This is a genomic window from Bacillus sp. KICET-3, assembly GCF_033261025.1.
Taxonomy (GTDB): domain Bacteria; phylum Bacillota; class Bacilli; order Bacillales; family Bacillaceae; genus Bacillus; species Bacillus sonorensis.
Window position 1 is genome coordinate 4,557,534 of the sequence record NZ_CP137345.1, and the last position, 16,532, is coordinate 4,574,065.

Here is a 16,532-nt window from a genome sequence, read left to right on the forward strand (position 1 = left end):
AAATGACGAGCTTTATGATAAGAAAAACTCAATCTTTTACCTCATTTGCCTTCAAACTGATCTTAGGAATTCTAGTGTTTATTGGTATGTTTTTTATGGCAATGGTATTTGGAGCTGCAGCCGTCTCAGTTAAAGATGTATGGTTGGCTCTTTCGTCTTCTGCAACCGGTGATCATATTTCGCTTATCCGTGATATTCGGTTACCTCGTGAAATAGCTGCCATTTTTGTTGGCGCAGCTCTTGCTGTCTCTGGTGCAATCATGCAAGGTATAACAAGAAACCCACTTGCTGATCCAGGTTTACTAGGATTATCTGCCGGGGCTTATGCAGCATTGGCTGTTACGATCGCTTTCATTCCATCAGCCAATTACTTTTTGACGATGGTTGCCTGTTTTATTGGAGCCGCAATCGGTGCCTTGCTGGTTTTTGGAATTGGTTCGATGAAAAAAGGCGGATTCTCTCCTTTCCGTATTGTATTAGCGGGTTCTGCTGTTTCCGCCTTTTTATACGCCATTGCTGAAGGGCTTGGCCTTTATTTTAAAATTTCTAAAGATATCTCGATGTGGACAGCAGGAGGGATGGTTGGAACAACTTGGAATCAACTGCAAATCATCGTACCTTTTATTATCATTGGAATTGTTGTTTCCTTTTTTCTTTCAAGACAACTTACCATTCTCAGCTTAAATGAAGAAGTTGCAGTTGGCTTAGGCCAAAATATCATCAGAATTAAAATCCTTCTATTTATTGTCATTATCATTCTCGCGGGAGCATCTGTTGCTCTGGTTGGCAATATGACCTTTATCGGTCTTATGATTCCTCATATTGTTCGGGCAATTGTTGGAACCGATTATCGTTTTATTTTACCAATGTCTGCAACTTGCGGAGCTACTTTTATGCTATTTGCTGATACACTTGGCCGTACCTTAAATGCACCATATGAAACACCTGTTATAGCCATTGTCGCTATGCTAGGTTTACCGTTCTTCCTGATCATTGTCCGAAAGGGAGGAAAAACACTCTCATGATACATTCAGCATTAATCAAAAAACAGCGTATTATTTTATCGATTTCTCTCATACTCATCATAGCTACAGCTATTATTGGGACGGGGATAGGGTCTGCTAGTTTATCTTTTGACAGACTCATCCACACTCTATTAGGTCAAGGAACCTTTAAAGAGGAATTTATATTATATTCTATTCGATTGCCTCGAATATTGATTACTTTATTAGCTGGGATGGCACTTGCTATATCAGGTGCTATTTTGCAAGGAATCACAAAAAATGATTTAGCTGATCCAGGCATTATTGGGATTAATTCCGGTGCTGGGGTTGCCATTGCCGTTTTCTTTTTATTTTTCCCAGCTGAAGCTGGATCATTTGTTTATATGATTCCAATTGTTGGCTTTATAGGTGCAATTATAACGGGCTTCTTCATTTATCTATTAGCCTATAACAAAAAGAGCGGTATGCAGCCTATCGGCTTAGTCCTCATCGGAGTCGGATTCTCAACTGCACTTTCCGGAGCTATGATTGTCATTATTTCTTCTGCTGAACGGACAAAAGTTGATTTCATCGCCAAATGGCTGGCAGGAAATATTTGGGGTTCAGATTGGCCATTTATTGGGGCTCTCCTGCCTTGGTTAGTCATCTTGATTCCGTTTACTTTGTACAAAGCAAATCGACTAAATCTATTAGGATTAAGCGAGCCTGTAACCATTGGAGTTGGGGTTTCCATTGAAAGGGAGCGGATCGTTTTGCTTTTAACAGCTGTCGCATTAGCGGCTGCTGCCGTTTCTGTCACAGGAGGTATTTCCTTTATCGGATTAATGGCCCCACATATCGCAAAAACTTTAGTAGGACCCAGAAACCAACTATTTATCCCTGTTGCTATTCTACTTGGCGGTTGGTTATTATTATTCGCTGACACAATCGGACGCAATATCATTGAAACCACTATACCGGCTGGAATCATGGTCTCAATCATCGGGGCACCTTATTTTATTTATTTGTTATTGAAAAAGTAAAAATCCATAAAAACGAGGCTGTCCCAATAAGGCTCTAAAAATTTATTTGGACCCATTAAATCAAACCCTTTGGTAGTCCATTTTGCAGAGGTGGTATGAAAGGGAGGAGTTTTCTCTTTTCAGACGACCTCTTTTATCTATTAGAGTGAAAATCTAAAAAACCTCATTTACTTATGATACGCTCCCCACCTGATTTCTCCATATCATGATAAATTGTTCAAGCAACACTGCTTCCGCAGCTCGCGGTCATGTTTAATTCTTTGATCCAATGCCGTTCTGATCTTATTAACAGCCACCTCTTATCGAGGCTTGCTACTAAGTTTTATTTCAACAAAAAACCGTTTGTTATAGCTGCTTCCTTGTCATCGTAGAGTCCGTGACAACCGTACGGCGCTTTTTCTGACTCTTTCTCCGGAAAATATTTGCATACTTATATCAATAGGCTGCCATAAATATGGTACTATTATTTTAAAAAAGAGATTCAGAGGCAGAAACAATGAATGAACTTGTGTTTGAAAAGAGAGAATTTACTTCAGATCATGTGAATGTTGTAAAAGCACTGCATTTAAATAACTATCCGATTGTGTACATCCTTTATAATGAGAAAAAGAAGCCGACTGCATATATTGGGCAAACGGTTCAAGCTGCACGGCGTTTGAAGAATCATATAGATGATAAAAAGCGAAAGAATTTGAATCGTTTTATATTAATCGGGCATGAGAAATTTCACCAGTCTGCGACCTACAATATTGAGTCAAATTTAATTAACTATTTTATCGCCGATAACCGCTATCAGCTTCAAAACGTGAGCCAGACCAGGTCTAGGGAAATGCACAATTACTATCAGAAACCCTTTTATAATGAAAATATCTTTCAAGTCATTTGGGAGAAGCTGAGAAAAGAGAAAATTGTGAGCGATTCTCTTGAAAACCTTAGGAACAAAGACATTTATAAGTTATCTCCTTATAAGGAACTCTCACCCCAGCAGCTTGATATAAAAAATAAGATCCTTGATTTCTGTCAAGAACGTATACAAAAAGAAGGAAATCATGTCATTGTCATAGAAGGAGATGCCGGCACAGGTAAAAGTGTCTTATTAAGCTCTCTGTTTAATACGATTCAAGATTTGGCAAAGAGCGAAGACTCTTTTTTGGAAGAAACAGATAATTACTTGCTGGTGAATCACAGCGAAATGCTGAAGACTTATAAAAGCATCGCCAACAGCTTACCGAATTTGAAGAAAAAGAGTCTCATGAAGCCAACACCATTTATTAATGAGAAAACCAAGACAGGAGCAACAGCGGATATCGTATTAGTAGACGAAGCTCACCTGCTTCTGACAAAGGAAGATTCCTATAACAATTTCCGCTACCAAAACCAACTGGATGAGATCATTAAGCGAAGTAAAATCACTGTTGTGATCTTTGATCCAAAACAAGTCTTAAAGATTAAAAGTTATTGGAACGATAGATTGCTCGAGGAAATCATCAATCAGTATGATGCGAAAACTGTGAAACTTACAGACCAAATGAGAATGAACGCCAATCCAGAAACGATGAAGTGGATTGACAGCTTTGTTAAAAAGAAAGTTCTTCCCTTACCGACTGAAGACTCCTCATTCGAGCTAAAAATATTCGAAGATGCTGCTGCGTTTAAGAAAGCTATTGAAAATAAAAACAACAAAGACGGTCTCTCTCGGATTGTCTCGACCTTTGATTATTTACATAAAAAAGATAATAAGACTTACATCGTTGATGAAGAAGGGATTAACATGCCTTGGAACAGCACCCAGGATAAGGTGACATGGGCTGAGAGTCCGAATTCCATTAAAGAAGTCGGCTCCATTTATACCGTCCAAGGGTTTGATTTAAATTACGTCGGCGTCGTTCTTGGCCCTTCCGTAAGCTATGATGAAGACAAAGACGAACTAGTAATTGATACTTCCAAATACAAAGATACAGGGGCATTCATTTCTCGTACAGATTTGTCTCCAGAACGGAATGAACAAATTAAAGAACAAATTATCTTAAATTCAATAAATGTCCTGATGAAACGGGGCATTCACGGCCTATATATTTATGCGACAGACCCTAAATTAAGAAAAAGACTACTCGAGTTAGAAAGGGGAAAATGATCATGAGCGACATTCAAAGCCTTATTAACGCAATTAATGAATTCAGAGATGAACGAAACTGGAGACAATACCATAACCCAAAAGACCTCGCCATCTCAATCTCCATCGAAGCAGCAGAGCTGCTGGAAGACTTCCAATGGATAAGCAGTGAAGAAGCACTCAAAGCAAATAAAGAAAACATCCGTGAAGAAATCGCGGATGTATTGATCTACTCATTCATGTTATGTAACGATCTTGGATTGGATGTAAAAGAGATTGTGGAAGAGAAGATTGTGAAGAATGGGAGGAAGTATCCGGTTAAAAATAATGGTTAAGACACTCCTTATAATTTTTATTATGTCTTTCTCCACAGCGATAGAGAGGGCCGAAACACGTTATATGACAATGCATATATAGAGAGTTTCTTTGACAGCTCTCTCTACACCTCCATAGTAAATGCCCCATCCGTAATAATACAAAAGAATCTTCAGTTGAAATTAAACAAGCAGCCTCTGTAGAAGACAGGACGCCGATTATTATGGCGCCCTGCTTGTTTATCTTACAGTAATCCTCCCCGCCCTCATTTGCTTTGCACACTTCATTCTTTCTACAACGTAAGCTCTCTATATTATTTTCATTGTTTAAAAAATGACATTTGTCATCTTATTTTCATGACATCTCTTACTAAAATCCTCCTCTCTCGACTTATACAATGAAATGAGTAAATCAGGAGGTGTCTATAAGCCATGGACAATGTTGTAAGCTTGACGAACGTGACAAAGACATTCCGCCAGAAAACGGCGGTTGAACATATCAATTTTTCAATCGGAAAAGGGGAAATTGTAGCGATTCTGGGGCCAAACGGGGCCGGAAAAACGACAACGATTTCCATGATGTTGGGGCTGTTAAAACCGACATCCGGCGACATTACATTATTCAATTCCCTGCCGCACGAAAAACAGGTGCGCGAAAAAATCGGCACGATGCTGCAGGAAGTCAGCGTAACACCGGGTTTGCGCGCAGGCGAAATCATCGAACTTGTCCGGAGCTACTATCCAAAGCCGTTATCCTTTCAGAAGCTTACTGCATTAACAGGTCTGACAGAAAAGGATGTAAAAACGCGGGCAGAAAAGTTGTCAGGAGGCCAAAAGCGGCGTCTGAGCTTTGCCTTGGCGCTTGCCGGTGATCCAGAGCTGATGATCTTTGACGAACCTACGGTCGGCATGGATATCACCTCAAGAAACCGCTTTTGGCAAACGGTCAAAATGCTCGCAGATCGAGGAAAAACGATCATTTTTTCTACACACTACTTACAGGAAGCTGATGATGCCGCACAACGAATCTTGCTGTTTAAAGACGGCAGGATTGTTGCGGACGGAACGCCGCTGCAAATTAAATCAAAAATATCGAAGCATTCAGTTTCATTTATGGCCGATCCGGAACAATCTCTGGAAAAGCTGTATCAGCACCCGGAAATCGGGCATATTTTCCGGAAAAACAATCGGATTTGCATCGACACGACTAATACGGACAAAATATTGGAACTTCTTTTCACAGAAAAGATCGGCGCTTATGATATTCAAATTGAACGCGGAAATCTTGAAGAGGCGTTTCGTCAGCTGACTGGCAAAGGAGACGATGTAAAGTGAATATATTTCAAATGCAATGCAAAATGGAAATCAAAAGAATGCTCAGAAACCGCTATTTTGTCTTTTGGTCATTGGTAATGCCGATTGCCTTTTATTACATTTTTACAAATGTCGTCAACACAAATGCTCCGGACCCTGGGGCTTGGAAAGCGCATTATTTAATGTCGATGACAACATTTAGTGTCATGGGCTCCTCGATCATGTCGCTCGGGATCCGCATGGTTCAAGAGCGCACCCAAGGCTGGTCGACGTTCATTCGCGTTACGCCTCTCCCTGATCATATTTATTTTATCGCCCAAATGGCCGGGCAAAGCGTCATTCATATTCTTTCGATCACGGTTATTTTCTCATTCGGCGCCATCATCAACGGAGTTTCTTTGACACCGTTTGAATGGTTCATGAGCGGCTTGTGGATCCTGCTTGGCTCCTTTCCGTTTCTGGCGATCGGGACATTGATCGGGATGATGAAAAAAGTCGATACAGCGGCCGGAGTCAGCAATGTGCTCTATATGGTCCTCGCTGTTACCGGGGGGATGTGGATGCCTCTTGAAGTGATGCCGAAAATGATGCAGAATATCAGCCATTGGCTGCCGTCCTATCATTTTGGAAATGGAGCATGGGAAATTGTTCGAGGCAAAATGCCGGACTGGAACAATGTTCTCGTTCTGTTCGCCTATTTCATCGTGCTTATGCTACTATCTAAATATATAAGAAGAAAACAAGAAGCGGTGTGACCAGAATGAAAAAAACAATCAGCATATTTCCGAGCCAATACGGCTTCTTCCCCTATATCTTTTTAGTCTATTTGCTGATGCCGATCTTTTATTTGACGCAAGAAACGGGGATCAAACAGCTTATCGGCTATGGAATGGTGCTGCTTTTCTTTATCACGTACCGCCAGCTTTATTGTGTTTCGCCGCAAAAAAAAGGATTCTCTTATTGGCTGACCGTACAGCTTTCAATCATCCTTATTTTCAGTGCATTATACGATATCAGTTTCATATTTTTAGGCTTTTTTCCAGCGAACTTTATCGGTTTTTATCGAGATAAAAAGAAGTTTCAGCACGGTTTTATTAGTTTCATTTTCGTATTGTTGATCCCTTTTGTTTTTTATTTCATTCAAAGTAATTTATCCCAGACGGCAAGCCAGATCGTTCGCTTTCTTCCCTTTTTCATTATTATGCTCATGTCGCCATTCGGCATCCGTTCCATGTTCCGCCGGATAGAACTGGAACAACAGCTTGACAAAGCAAATCAGCACATCAAGGAATTAGTAAAACGCGAAGAGCGGACACGGATTGCCCGCGACCTTCACGATACACTCGGCCATACCCTGTCACTGCTCACCTTAAAAAGCCAGCTTGTCCAGCGGATCGTCACCATCGATTCCGAACGGGCGCGCAAAGAAGCAAAAGAAATGGAAATCACATCAAGAGCCGCCTTAAAGCAAGTAAGAGAGCTCGTATCCGATATGAAAACGACTGCAATCGCTGAAGAGCTCATCCACATCCAGCAAATACTCAGAGCTGCGGAAATGACATTCCGATACGATGGAGACTCAGATTTTTCAAAAGTCCCTCCGGTCACACAAAATATCGTCAGCATGTGTATACGGGAAGCAGCCACAAATATCGTCAAACACAGCCGCGCCACCCATTGCACCATCTCCATTTCTCAATCGGATGAAAAAATGAGCATCATTGTCAAAGACGACGGAATGGGGATCGATCAAAAGAAACCGTTTGGAAACGGTTTGCGCGGAATGAAAGAAAGGCTCGCATTAATCGACGGAACACTGGACGTTTCAACCCATAACGGCGCTGTTTTACACATCACCGTTCCAATTGTAAAGAAAGCAGAACGAAAGGAAGCAATACAATGATTCGTTTATTTATCGCCGAAGATCAAAGAATGCTGTTAAGCGCCCTGGGCTCCTTGCTTGACCTGGAAGAAGACATGGAAGTGATCGGCCAGGCGACAAACGGTGAAGAAGCGCTCGCCGCCATTCTCAAACTGGAGCCGGATGTCTGCCTCATGGATATCGAAATGCCGGCAAAAAGCGGCTTAGAAGTAGCTGAAGAACTGGCAAAACGAGGCTCAAAAAGCAAAATCATCATTCTGACAACGTTCGCCCGCCCCGGCTACTTCGAACGGGCGTTAAAAAGCAATGTCCACGGCTACCTGCTGAAAGACGGAGAAATCGACGAACTCGCAGACACCATCCGCAAATGCATGACAGGCAAACGAACCTTCAGCCCGGAACTCACCTTCGATGCCATCCGCAAGGTGAACCCGCTGACCGAACGCGAGCAGGACATCCTGCGCTTGGCGGCTCTAGGAAAGACGACGAAAGAAATCTCCGCTGAGCTGTTCTTGTCAGCCGGCACCGTCCGGAATTATATTTCTGAGATTATGCATAAGCTGGGGGCGAAGAACCGGACGGAGGCGGCGAAAGTTGCGGAGGAGGAGGGGTGGATTTGAGTGTGGTCTGGATGTTTAGCAGTTTATTGTACGTGAACATTTTCTGGCCTTATAGCTATTTTTAAGATATAAGATAACCCTTTATTGAACAACTATCATCTAATGTCCTCACTCTCGTTTTGATATGTTTTTTAATAAGCATCACCTTAGTCGATGAGTTCACCAGAATATTCTTTTAGCTGTTCAATACCAATTTTTATTGCTCTTTCCTCTGTATCAATCAGTGATAAACCTTGTTTGGTTGGACTCCAATACTCATATGCATAATCGTCATCCCATTCAATCCACCTAGAAACTTCTGTTGTGTATAGACCATCATGTCTTTTGATAATTTCAACTTTGTATTCTTTACTTGGTGATAAAATCCTTTTTACGATTTTATCCATTATTTCACCGCCATTTTACCTTACTAACACTCGTCACCTGTTGACATAACAACGGCTTATTTTTTAAACATTCTCTTAATATGATAAAGCTTTGTCTTATCCTCTTCTTTTCGATAATCAAAATAATCATCTTCCTCAAAAATGAAGAAATCAGTACCACCTGCGATAATCATCGTATAACATAATATCTCAACAATTTTCTGCTCGGATCAACGAGGGCTGTCATGATCCCGGTCGAACAATAAATGGTCCGTGCCGTCAAGCACGGACCGACCGCCAATTGCTATTGAAACGCCCCGGGCTTCATTCAACATCTGCACCTCAAGTTAAATTCGCCGTTTGCTGACGCTATCGAAACACCAACGTGCAGCAAACAGATGGCTCAGCGGCACAACAAGCAACCCATACACCGCGGCCACAAGTACAGCCCCCATCTCATCAGGATCAGGCCTTTGGAGCAAGACAACAACGCCCACAAGACCGGCCCCAGCAAGCATTTCTTTGGCCACGCGGCTCTGAAGAATCCGCAACCATGACTGGCCTGCCACCCGCAGCGGGAAGTCACGCTTCGCCTGCAGCAGCGCGGTGATCAACGCACTGATCGCAGCAGCGACAGTGAAAGCAATAACCAATGCAATCAGCGCAAGATTCAACAACCATACAACGTACGCTGCGAACTGCGCGTGTAGAATCCCCTCTTCGGCAACATAGACAACTTTCAGTTCACCGTTAAGACCACGATCGCGTAGCGCCTGCACGTTCAGGGCGTGTTTCTCTAGCAATTCCTGCGTAGCAGTCACACCGGTAAAAACGATGTTGCTTCCTGAGACCATCGAAGTCAAGGCAGAATCGTTATAGGTATCGTATAGCGAGGGCACGACGACAACCAGGACATCGTCTGCAAAGTGGAGTCTTTCACCCCCTCCTCCTTGGGCTACCGGCAACCGGAATCCGTCGACCGGCCGCAAGAACTGGAACTGACCGAACAGCTCATCGGAAAGCTCTTTCCTCGACAAAAGCTCAGCCTCTTCTCGAATCATTTTGACAAGCCCTTCTGGAATGCTGTTGTAAGGTACCTTTGTAATAGCCGGCTGGGGTGCATCCATGGTCACCAAATCAAGCCAACGCTGGTTCACGAAAGAGATGGCCGAGTAATCTCCAAAATCGACTGGCATTGGCATTTCTTGAGTATATGTGTAGGAAAGAGCTACCTTATCAAGCGATTCCGCATCCTTGACCAGTTTACTAATCATCGGCTCCATGTGGTTCATCTCGTCAACGTCTGTCGCGAACACAATCGCGACCTGGTCTGAAAGTTTCTTCCACTGAGCCATTTCAGCAGCTATAGCTGAGGAGTGTTTGTATGCGGACCAAGCAGGCCCAGCCGCAGCCACCACCAGGAGGAACGTTAGCGCCTGGATCACGATCGCAGATGCACGCAGGCTTTTTACCGCAGGTTGTCTGGTGGCGATCATGGTAGCGCTCGGCCATGCAGAGGCTGACATGACAAGCGTAGCGAGCAGGGATACGGCGATGACGGCGACCTGCAGGCTGACCAGCGCCTTGAGGAAGGTACCGACGTATATCCAGCCATGAAACACACCCACATAGCACGACGCAGCCAGTGCCACGGCGCCCGCCGAAACCAGCAGCGCAACCCCAACTCCGGCCAGGTCCTGCACCTGGATCCGCGAGGTCGGACACCCGCCCAGAACCCGAAGGGCACGCCCACGCGCTCTCAACGACAACCAGAACAGCGCCAGCGCCACGATCAGCGCAAACGCCGCAAGAACGGCGGCAGCAAATCCTCTTTCTCGCACAACGAATTCAAGGCTTTTAAAAATTGACGCATCCCCGCGGCCAACCTTCACACCTTCACTTTTCAGCGTGTCCTCGAACTCGCTCAAGTGAGCCTTTTCGCCAGTCACGAGATAGAACCCATCGGGATAGGAGCTTTCAAGCCGGTCCTTGCCGACAATCTTGCCTGCACCATCGCCGCCAAACCAAGTAAATTCGGCGGGTAAACCTCCATCATTAAGTGCTACGAAGACTTTGCCATCACCGTCGCTGGCAAGATCTGGAGCGACCTTGACCAGCCCAAGATCCCAGCGCGCATCGAGCTTCTCCAGCTTCGCAAACGCTTCAGTAATGGAAAGCCCCGATTCGCTGAAATCGAGGTTTAACCTGCTCTCGACACCAATGGCCTGCGGAAAGTCTCGATCATATAAATCGGTGATGATCGCCGCCATTAGCGCTAGCAGAGCAAACAACGCGCCAGCGACAGCCACTATAATTCGTTTATACACAAGCTAAACCTCCAAGAACTATTTGAAAATCGCCATGCTAATCCCCGGCGATCACAACCGGTATCGCCGGGGTCTGGCATAATTGCCTGGATTAACAGGTAATGTTTTTCATCCATTTCATTCCTCCTCATTTATTCAACTATTTTTGTCAATATTTCTACTCTTCAACTCATTTGTCACTGCCACCTATCAATCTCCAAAGGCGCCAAGATGTACAGCTTTGCCAGCGTCTCGTACTTGGCGTAGGCAGTCTGCATCGGGTTCATACAGCTTGGCAAAAACGGGGAGCCAGTCTTATACATAAGCGGGCAACGGTTACACCAAGTCGGTTTTGCGGAAGTTGAGTTACCGCTTCACCAGGTGCACTGGAACCCCAAACCCGTCGCGGCGGCTGAGCAGGTCGGAGCTTGCGTCATGTTCGGATCTTGAACCATAGCTAACCATGACCAGCCCTCGGTTCTGGTCATCGGGACACGGCTTGCCCACTTCGACTGTAATACCATCACCCAACGCTTTAATCTCCTCGGCGAGGTCTCGATGTCTGGCAAGCGCTGCAGTGGCCTCTGCTACGTTCGGCAGCTGGTCGCACGGCGGATGGGTGTCTCTTGACACTGTGACCCAGCCGTTTAGGAACGCAACTGCCCCAACTACAAGCAACAATCCAACAACGACACCGATAATGATCTTAGAGGCTGACTTCATGAGGAACCTCCTAAGTTAGCAGGATCGCTGGTCGACAAGTGTTGTGACGAGCTGTTGGAACCGACCTCATGCCGGGCGTCACACGCGTTGATCATCTCAGAGTCGTGCGTCGACACAATAACCGTGCGGCCGCGTGCGGCAAAGTCCGCAAACAGATCGATGACCTTTCGCCGATTGGTTTCGTCGAGCGAGGCGGTCGGCTCATCGACAAACAGGAATGCAGCGTCTTTGTAGATGGCACGAGCCAGTGCGAGTCGCTGCTTCTCGCCCCCACTCAGGTGGCTGGCCAATTCACCTTCTCGGCCCTGGAGACCCGTCTGCTCGAGCACCTGCGCCAACCGTTCTTGGTTTCCCGTGACGCGTCGTCCCAGAACGCTCGCCTGCATGGTGACATTAAACGCAACCGACTCCTCATCCATGATGCCATAATCCTGAAGTATGAACGCCGCATGATCACGCCAAAACCGACGCCGTGCTGCAGTACCATAGCTTGTGACATCGTCTCCGTCTATCAAGATGCGTCCCTGATCAACCGGGAGCAATAGCCCGAGGCAGTGCAAAAGTGTAGTCTTTCCACATCCGCTCGGACCAACGAGGGCTGTCATGACCCCTGGCGGGCAACGAACGGTCTCACCATCAAGAACGGAGCGCCCGCCAATTGCTACTGAAATGCCTTGTGCTTCAATCAACATCTGTACCTCCCATCAAATTCAACGCTATAAAAAGCGGCACTCATTTATTCCATTCCTCCTCATTTTCAAGCCGATTAATCATCACCCACCTACCACATTAATACGGGAACGGTTTTTTCTCACTCTTGTTGACAGTGTCGTGACATCCTATTTCTTCTTTGTCACAAACATTAATTCCTTTATAGCTAGCAAATTTCACTTGTTCTACCATAAGGAAACCTATTTGCTGCAGGAGCACAAGGAATTTGCTTCTTGTTAAATTTTCTGAATAACGGCCGGCATCAATACTAAGCCTAGAAAAGTAGAGGATTGCACCGCATAACATAACTTACTGCTAAGGCTACCAAGATAAAACTACAAATAAAGATCATATATTATATTCCAAATATTTTATTAGGTTGCTTGCAAAAGCCAATCCAGCATTACAAGAACTGGAAGGATGCACACCTGAAGAAAAATCGCCAACGCTACAAAGATCAAATCAATTTTACTGATTAGCGTCCTGTATCCTGTCTCCAATAACCTATAATTCACAAGTAGCTGTTGAAGTCATATGATTTGGCTTAGAAAAGAATAACAGCAGCAACGGCTGGATGCTTTGGGACAGTATCCTGGGAGTTAAGGAGAATTAGTGTTAGGGTCACCGGACCCAAATAAAAACTTCTTTTGTCATATGGTTTTTTCTTTTGTTTGCCCTCATTTAGGTATCTTGTTTGATTTGTTTCTGTGGCAGGGTGCTTTCAGGACTATAGTGTCGGCATCCGCAGTCGTTGTTTGGTGTTTCTCCTGTTTTGTCAGGATAACTAATTTTATATAAATTGTAAAAAATATTCTTTTAGTAAAGTCTATTATTACTAAAGAGCTAGAATCCCCGTCATTAAGTGAAGGTTTAGATTTGCATCAATTATTAGATAATGTATCCAATGTTATGGCAACTAGTCGCGCTAGCTTAAAAATAAGTGAGTTTAAATTACTTGAAGATGGTAATTATTCAGTAGTTCTTTATGATAGATATGATACTTATTTGGTTGTTTGTAAACCTTCAGGAGAAATAGAAAAAATAAAGAAGCAGCACAATTCTTATACACACATTTAATGAATAGTAATTAGAGTCTATTTTAATTATTTGCGTTTATAGAAAATCCTACTCAAGAAACTGTCTTGAATAGGATTATTTTTTTGATGCATGGAAACCTCATTTACTTATGATAAGGCTCCCCCCGATTAATCCGAAACGCCCGATAAACCTGCTCCAGCAAAATCAGCCGCATGAGCTGATGCGGAAATGTCATCCTCGAAAACGATAACTTCTCATCCGCGCGCTTCAGTACGGCGTCGCTCAACCCGAGCGAGCCGCCGATGACGAAGGTTACCTTGCTCTTCCCATATGTGGCGAGTCTATCCATATTATCGGCTAATTCTTCCGAGCTTTTCATTTTTCCTTCGATTGCCAAGGCGATGACGTGGGCGTCGGGGCTGATTTTGGAGAGGATTCGTTCGCCTTCTTTGTCTTTGACGATTTTCATGTCCTGCTCGCTTAGGTTTTCCGGCGCTTTTTCGTCCGGGAGTTCGATGATGTCGACTTTTGCGTATGCGGAAAGCCGTTTTATGTATTCGTCGATTCCTTGTTTTAAATATTTTTCTTTTAGTTTTCCGATTGCTACGATTGATATATTCACAGGTCATCCCCACTTTAAGAACAAGTTATTCATATATATTATCCACAATTGTGGATAAAGGTTGTGTATTTTGTGTCCGATCATTCGTTCCCCACTATATATACTGCTGGCTTATCGCACAATTCACAGGTTGTGGATAAACTGTGTGTATGTTCGATTTTTCTGATTTCTGGGGCTAATTCTTCTTCATCTACATACATGTCAATGACGGTTTCAATATGTTCCTCACAAGATTTCATGAGTGTACCTCCAATATTTGCTTCATTGGGCTTTTTTAAAAAGGCCCCTTATCCAATATACCCTATTTATTAACATGTTAATAGGTGATTGCACTCATATCCTTTATTTATCCACAACAATCATACTCGTCTTCTGGATAACTGAAAAAAGCATTGGCTGTATTTGCGCCAATGCTTACATATCCCTCTGTCATGCTGTTTCTTGTTCTGAAGCATCGAGTGCGGCATGTTTATTTATGATCCGCTGAAGATACCAAATGTGAAACAAGAAAGTAAACCAGCCATTTACCGGTTGATTTGAGAGCTGCTTTTTAAAACCGCTTCTGATGTTGAAACTGCTGCAAATATTCACGATCGTAAACAGCAAAAAGCCAAACTCACTTAAAAAACTGTCCTCAGGATGTAACGGAAGCAGCAAAGGGTAATCCTGAATAGGTAAAATGTCTTCTCCCCACATACGCTGAATAGATATGAGAGAAGATGTCCAAAAAAGCTCTAAAATTGAAAACGCAAATAAGAGCACAGTAACTTTTATGGCTACATAGGGGAGCTTGATTTGAAGCCGTTCAAGAGCCTGTCTTCGTGACAGAAACCAATATGGGATATACATTCCGAAGGTGACGATTGTTAAAACAATCATATGGATGATCCGGATCCTCGGAAATTCCGCTAATTTTCGTTCCTCATTCATTGTTTGATCCACTTCTTTCTTGAAACTTTCGGTCTTTTTATCCTTTGAATGTATTGTTTTCCACTTGCTATGTAAAAAGGTACTATAAAATACTGGATAAATCAAAGTAATAATGAGTTAGAAAGTGGGATATTTTTAGGTCTATGTATTCCTTTAGTGTTTTTCTTGAATGACATAAGACTTTGGTTTCGATTCTTTTGTCATTTTTGTTTGTTAATAAACGTTTATTAATAGGGCATCATGCAGTTTATTTTTCAGTTTTCAACAGAAAACTTTACGTTTTGTAACATAACACAGGCCTATATAACTGTTTTGTGTTTCTTTTATATTGTACCCGCTCAAAATAAAAGGATCAAAGCTTGTGTCAGCTTTCATCCTTCCTTTTTACAGCCATTTGCTCATATTCAGATCTGTAACCTCAAAATTCATCTTTTCATATAAGTGTCTTGCGGTTTTATTATGGGCAAATACATGAAGGGACAGTTTTTTCACTCCTAACCGCTTTGCTTGCTCTTCCAGGGCGGCGAGAGCCTGCTGTCCGTTTCCTTGGCCGCGGAACGCTTCATACAGCCCAAAATCGTAAATAAACGCTTCTTTTAGCGGGTGGTGCGGGTCGGCATAAAACCAGGCCCATCCCATGACTTCCCCTTGTTCATTTACAATCGAGAAAAGATGATGGTTGGCGGTCTCCGTTCCGTTTGGCAAAAGCTGTTGAATTTGTTCTTCCGCTTTTGCCACTGCCTCCGCCGCAGTCCATGTGCCAGCTTTTACTTTTTCAATGGCGTAATGCTCGATTGAGTATGTGCTATAGGCTGTAAAATCCTTTTTGGACATGGGGGACAGAGACAATACAGAATTCGATTTTACCAAGTGGCCTCACTTCCTTATTTATGAAGCTTTTGTGATATACCCTCGCTTCGGCTCAGAAAATTTGTTGATTCTATGCTGTATGTAAAAGACGTTCAATAGGAAAGCAAAAACGGTTCCTTTTTTTGGTTCATCGCCAGACAGCTTATTGATGGCTGCCGTTACTGAAAGTGCGCAGTAGATCAAAACCGCTGCAGACAAGATGATCGTGATTCTGTGCAGCAAAAGGAACAGGCTGTAGTGCATCTCCGTAAATACAATGGCAGCTGAGATTCTTAGTGGGATTGTACATAAATGATAGACGATCATGACTTTTAGGGTGGTGTAGGGAATATCAAGATATGGCAGCAGTTCAAACACTTTTTTCCTTGAGAGAAACCAGTATGGAATGTAAATTCCCAAGGTGACAACACACAGAACAAAAACGGATATCATACTTTTGCTTTTCATGCTAGACAACGCTTTCATAGCCATCGGTACATTGTCGTTCATCTCATTCCTCCGGACATTGGTTTTCCAAACAAATGAACTGAATGAATATTTTTATAATAGCGGCACACCTCATCAATATATTCCTTTTCCGGATTTTAGACAATAAGGCTTATGTACCACTAAGACAATTGTACCATTTTTGTCATAATTTCCATTCCGGTGACCTGCCGAAACAGGCCCTCTTTTCTTCTTTTATGATATAAGCATGA

General features: G+C 43.3%; 18 protein-coding genes. 9 read left to right on the forward strand and 9 right to left on the reverse strand.

Annotated elements, in window-relative coordinates:
* The first annotated feature begins 14 nt into the window (after positions 1 to 14).
* The 8 genes from R5H20_RS23150 to R5H20_RS23185 all read left to right on the forward strand — a co-directional run bounded on the left by R5H20_RS23150 (position 15) and on the right by R5H20_RS23185 (position 8,269).
* Entirely contained in the window at positions 15 to 1,025 is a 1,011-nt protein-coding gene (locus R5H20_RS23150) for a FecCD family ABC transporter permease (RefSeq protein WP_006639772.1), read from the forward strand.
* The gene (locus R5H20_RS23155; RefSeq protein ID WP_006639773.1) at positions 1,022 to 2,026 is read left to right on the forward strand and encodes a FecCD family ABC transporter permease; all 1,005 of its coding nucleotides are present in this window, start codon (positions 1,022 to 1,024) and stop codon (positions 2,024 to 2,026) included. Before R5H20_RS23150 ends, R5H20_RS23155 begins: the two co-directional genes overlap by 4 nt.
* A 496-nt stretch (positions 2,027 to 2,522) precedes the next feature.
* Positions 2,523 to 4,160, forward strand: a complete 1,638-nt coding sequence (locus R5H20_RS23160) for a DUF2075 domain-containing protein (RefSeq protein WP_006639774.1) — start codon at positions 2,523 to 2,525, stop codon at positions 4,158 to 4,160.
* 2 nt (positions 4,161 to 4,162) lie between these two features.
* A complete protein-coding gene (locus R5H20_RS23165) occupies positions 4,163 to 4,474 on the forward strand; it encodes a nucleotide pyrophosphohydrolase (RefSeq protein WP_006639775.1) in 312 nt (103 codons plus the stop codon).
* A gap of 411 nt (positions 4,475 to 4,885) precedes the next feature.
* Positions 4,886 to 5,788 carry an ABC transporter ATP-binding protein gene (locus R5H20_RS23170; protein ID WP_006639776.1) on the forward strand — a complete coding sequence of 301 codons (903 nt, stop codon included), beginning with the start codon at positions 4,886 to 4,888 and terminating at the stop codon, positions 5,786 to 5,788.
* An 11-nt stretch (positions 5,789 to 5,799) separates the two neighbouring features.
* Positions 5,800 to 6,522, forward strand: a complete 723-nt coding sequence (locus R5H20_RS23175) for an ABC transporter permease (RefSeq protein ID WP_206702739.1) — start codon at positions 5,800 to 5,802, stop codon at positions 6,520 to 6,522.
* A gap of 5 nt (positions 6,523 to 6,527) precedes the next feature.
* On the forward strand, positions 6,528 to 7,670 hold the full coding sequence (locus R5H20_RS23180; protein ID WP_006639778.1) for a sensor histidine kinase: 1,143 nt from the start codon (positions 6,528 to 6,530) through the stop codon (positions 7,668 to 7,670).
* A complete protein-coding gene (locus R5H20_RS23185; RefSeq protein ID WP_006639779.1) occupies positions 7,667 to 8,269 on the forward strand; it encodes a response regulator transcription factor in 603 nt (200 codons plus the stop codon). Before R5H20_RS23180 ends, R5H20_RS23185 begins: the two co-directional genes overlap by 4 nt.
* Before the next feature lie 146 nt (positions 8,270 to 8,415).
* Here the strand turns inward: R5H20_RS23185 and R5H20_RS23190 are convergent, their stop codons facing one another.
* The 4 genes from R5H20_RS23190 to R5H20_RS23205 form a co-directional block, all read right to left on the reverse strand.
* Positions 8,416 to 8,655: a hypothetical protein gene (locus R5H20_RS23190; protein ID WP_006639780.1), complete on the reverse strand. Its 240-nt coding sequence runs from the start codon at positions 8,653 to 8,655 to the stop codon at positions 8,416 to 8,418.
* 326 nt (positions 8,656 to 8,981) lie between these two features.
* Positions 8,982 to 10,961: a hypothetical protein gene (locus tag R5H20_RS23195; protein WP_006639781.1), complete on the reverse strand. Its 1,980-nt coding sequence runs from the start codon at positions 10,959 to 10,961 to the stop codon at positions 8,982 to 8,984.
* A 345-nt stretch (positions 10,962 to 11,306) separates the two neighbouring features.
* Positions 11,307 to 11,663: a hypothetical protein gene (locus tag R5H20_RS23200; RefSeq protein WP_006639782.1), complete on the reverse strand. Its 357-nt coding sequence runs from the start codon at positions 11,661 to 11,663 to the stop codon at positions 11,307 to 11,309.
* Positions 11,660 to 12,355, reverse strand: coding sequence for an ABC transporter ATP-binding protein (locus R5H20_RS23205; RefSeq protein ID WP_006639783.1), 696 nt, complete (start codon positions 12,353 to 12,355; stop codon positions 11,660 to 11,662). The genes R5H20_RS23200 and R5H20_RS23205 overlap by 4 nt, the downstream gene beginning before the upstream one ends.
* Before the next feature lie 895 nt (positions 12,356 to 13,250).
* On the opposite strand from R5H20_RS23205, the gene R5H20_RS23210 reads away from it, so the two are divergent.
* Positions 13,251 to 13,451, forward strand: coding sequence for a hypothetical protein (locus tag R5H20_RS23210; RefSeq protein WP_141231092.1), 201 nt, complete (start codon positions 13,251 to 13,253; stop codon positions 13,449 to 13,451).
* A gap of 103 nt (positions 13,452 to 13,554) precedes the next feature.
* Here R5H20_RS23210 and rlmH read toward each other — a convergent pair whose 3' ends face one another.
* The 5 genes from rlmH to R5H20_RS23235 form a co-directional block, all read right to left on the reverse strand.
* Positions 13,555 to 14,034: a 23S rRNA (pseudouridine(1915)-N(3))-methyltransferase RlmH gene (gene rlmH / locus R5H20_RS23215; RefSeq protein ID WP_006639784.1), complete on the reverse strand. Its 480-nt coding sequence runs from the start codon at positions 14,032 to 14,034 to the stop codon at positions 13,555 to 13,557.
* 80 nt (positions 14,035 to 14,114) lie between these two features.
* Positions 14,115 to 14,273, reverse strand: a complete 159-nt coding sequence (locus tag R5H20_RS23220; RefSeq protein WP_003177948.1) for a CxxH/CxxC protein — start codon at positions 14,271 to 14,273, stop codon at positions 14,115 to 14,117.
* Between the two features lie 190 nt (positions 14,274 to 14,463).
* Positions 14,464 to 14,964 (reverse strand): DUF4234 domain-containing protein, encoded by a 501-nt coding sequence (locus tag R5H20_RS23225; RefSeq protein ID WP_006639785.1) that lies wholly within the window; start codon positions 14,962 to 14,964, stop codon positions 14,464 to 14,466.
* A gap of 384 nt (positions 14,965 to 15,348) precedes the next feature.
* A complete protein-coding gene (locus tag R5H20_RS23230; RefSeq protein ID WP_034326824.1) occupies positions 15,349 to 15,798 on the reverse strand; it encodes a GNAT family N-acetyltransferase in 450 nt (149 codons plus the stop codon).
* A 54-nt stretch (positions 15,799 to 15,852) separates the two neighbouring features.
* On the reverse strand, positions 15,853 to 16,323 hold the full coding sequence (locus tag R5H20_RS23235) for a hypothetical protein (protein WP_006639787.1): 471 nt from the start codon (positions 16,321 to 16,323) through the stop codon (positions 15,853 to 15,855).
* Between the last annotated feature and the right edge of the window lie 209 nt (positions 16,324 to 16,532).

What these genes read in the sequence shown, in the direction of transcription:
- R5H20_RS23180 (WP_006639778.1), top strand. Translation starts at nt 6,528, where the DNA reads ATGAAAAAAACAATCAGCATATTTCCGAGCCAATACGGCTTCTTCCCC.
- R5H20_RS23205 (WP_006639783.1), bottom strand. Translation starts at nt 12,355, where the DNA reads ATGTTGATTGAAGCACAAGGCATTTCAGTAGCAATTGGCGGGCGCTCC.
- R5H20_RS23220 (WP_003177948.1), bottom strand. Translation starts at nt 14,273, where the DNA reads ATGAAATCTTGTGAGGAACATATTGAAACCGTCATTGACATGTATGTA.
- R5H20_RS23185 (WP_006639779.1), top strand. Translation starts at nt 7,667, where the DNA reads ATGATTCGTTTATTTATCGCCGAAGATCAAAGAATGCTGTTAAGCGCC.
- R5H20_RS23235 (WP_006639787.1), bottom strand. Translation starts at nt 16,323, where the DNA reads ATGAACGACAATGTACCGATGGCTATGAAAGCGTTGTCTAGCATGAAA.
- R5H20_RS23230 (WP_034326824.1), bottom strand. Translation starts at nt 15,798, where the DNA reads ATGTCCAAAAAGGATTTTACAGCCTATAGCACATACTCAATCGAGCAT.
- R5H20_RS23150 (WP_006639772.1), top strand. Translation starts at nt 15, where the DNA reads ATGATAAGAAAAACTCAATCTTTTACCTCATTTGCCTTCAAACTGATC.
- R5H20_RS23190 (WP_006639780.1), bottom strand. Translation starts at nt 8,655, where the DNA reads ATGGATAAAATCGTAAAAAGGATTTTATCACCAAGTAAAGAATACAAA.
- R5H20_RS23175 (WP_206702739.1), top strand. Translation starts at nt 5,800, where the DNA reads ATGCAATGCAAAATGGAAATCAAAAGAATGCTCAGAAACCGCTATTTT.
- R5H20_RS23170 (WP_006639776.1), top strand. Translation starts at nt 4,886, where the DNA reads ATGGACAATGTTGTAAGCTTGACGAACGTGACAAAGACATTCCGCCAG.
- R5H20_RS23225 (WP_006639785.1), bottom strand. Translation starts at nt 14,964, where the DNA reads ATGAATGAGGAACGAAAATTAGCGGAATTTCCGAGGATCCGGATCATC.
- R5H20_RS23160 (WP_006639774.1), top strand. Translation starts at nt 2,523, where the DNA reads ATGAATGAACTTGTGTTTGAAAAGAGAGAATTTACTTCAGATCATGTG.
- R5H20_RS23155 (WP_006639773.1), top strand. Translation starts at nt 1,022, where the DNA reads ATGATACATTCAGCATTAATCAAAAAACAGCGTATTATTTTATCGATT.
- R5H20_RS23200 (WP_006639782.1), bottom strand. Translation starts at nt 11,663, where the DNA reads ATGAAGTCAGCCTCTAAGATCATTATCGGTGTCGTTGTTGGATTGTTG.
- R5H20_RS23165 (WP_006639775.1), top strand. Translation starts at nt 4,163, where the DNA reads ATGAGCGACATTCAAAGCCTTATTAACGCAATTAATGAATTCAGAGAT.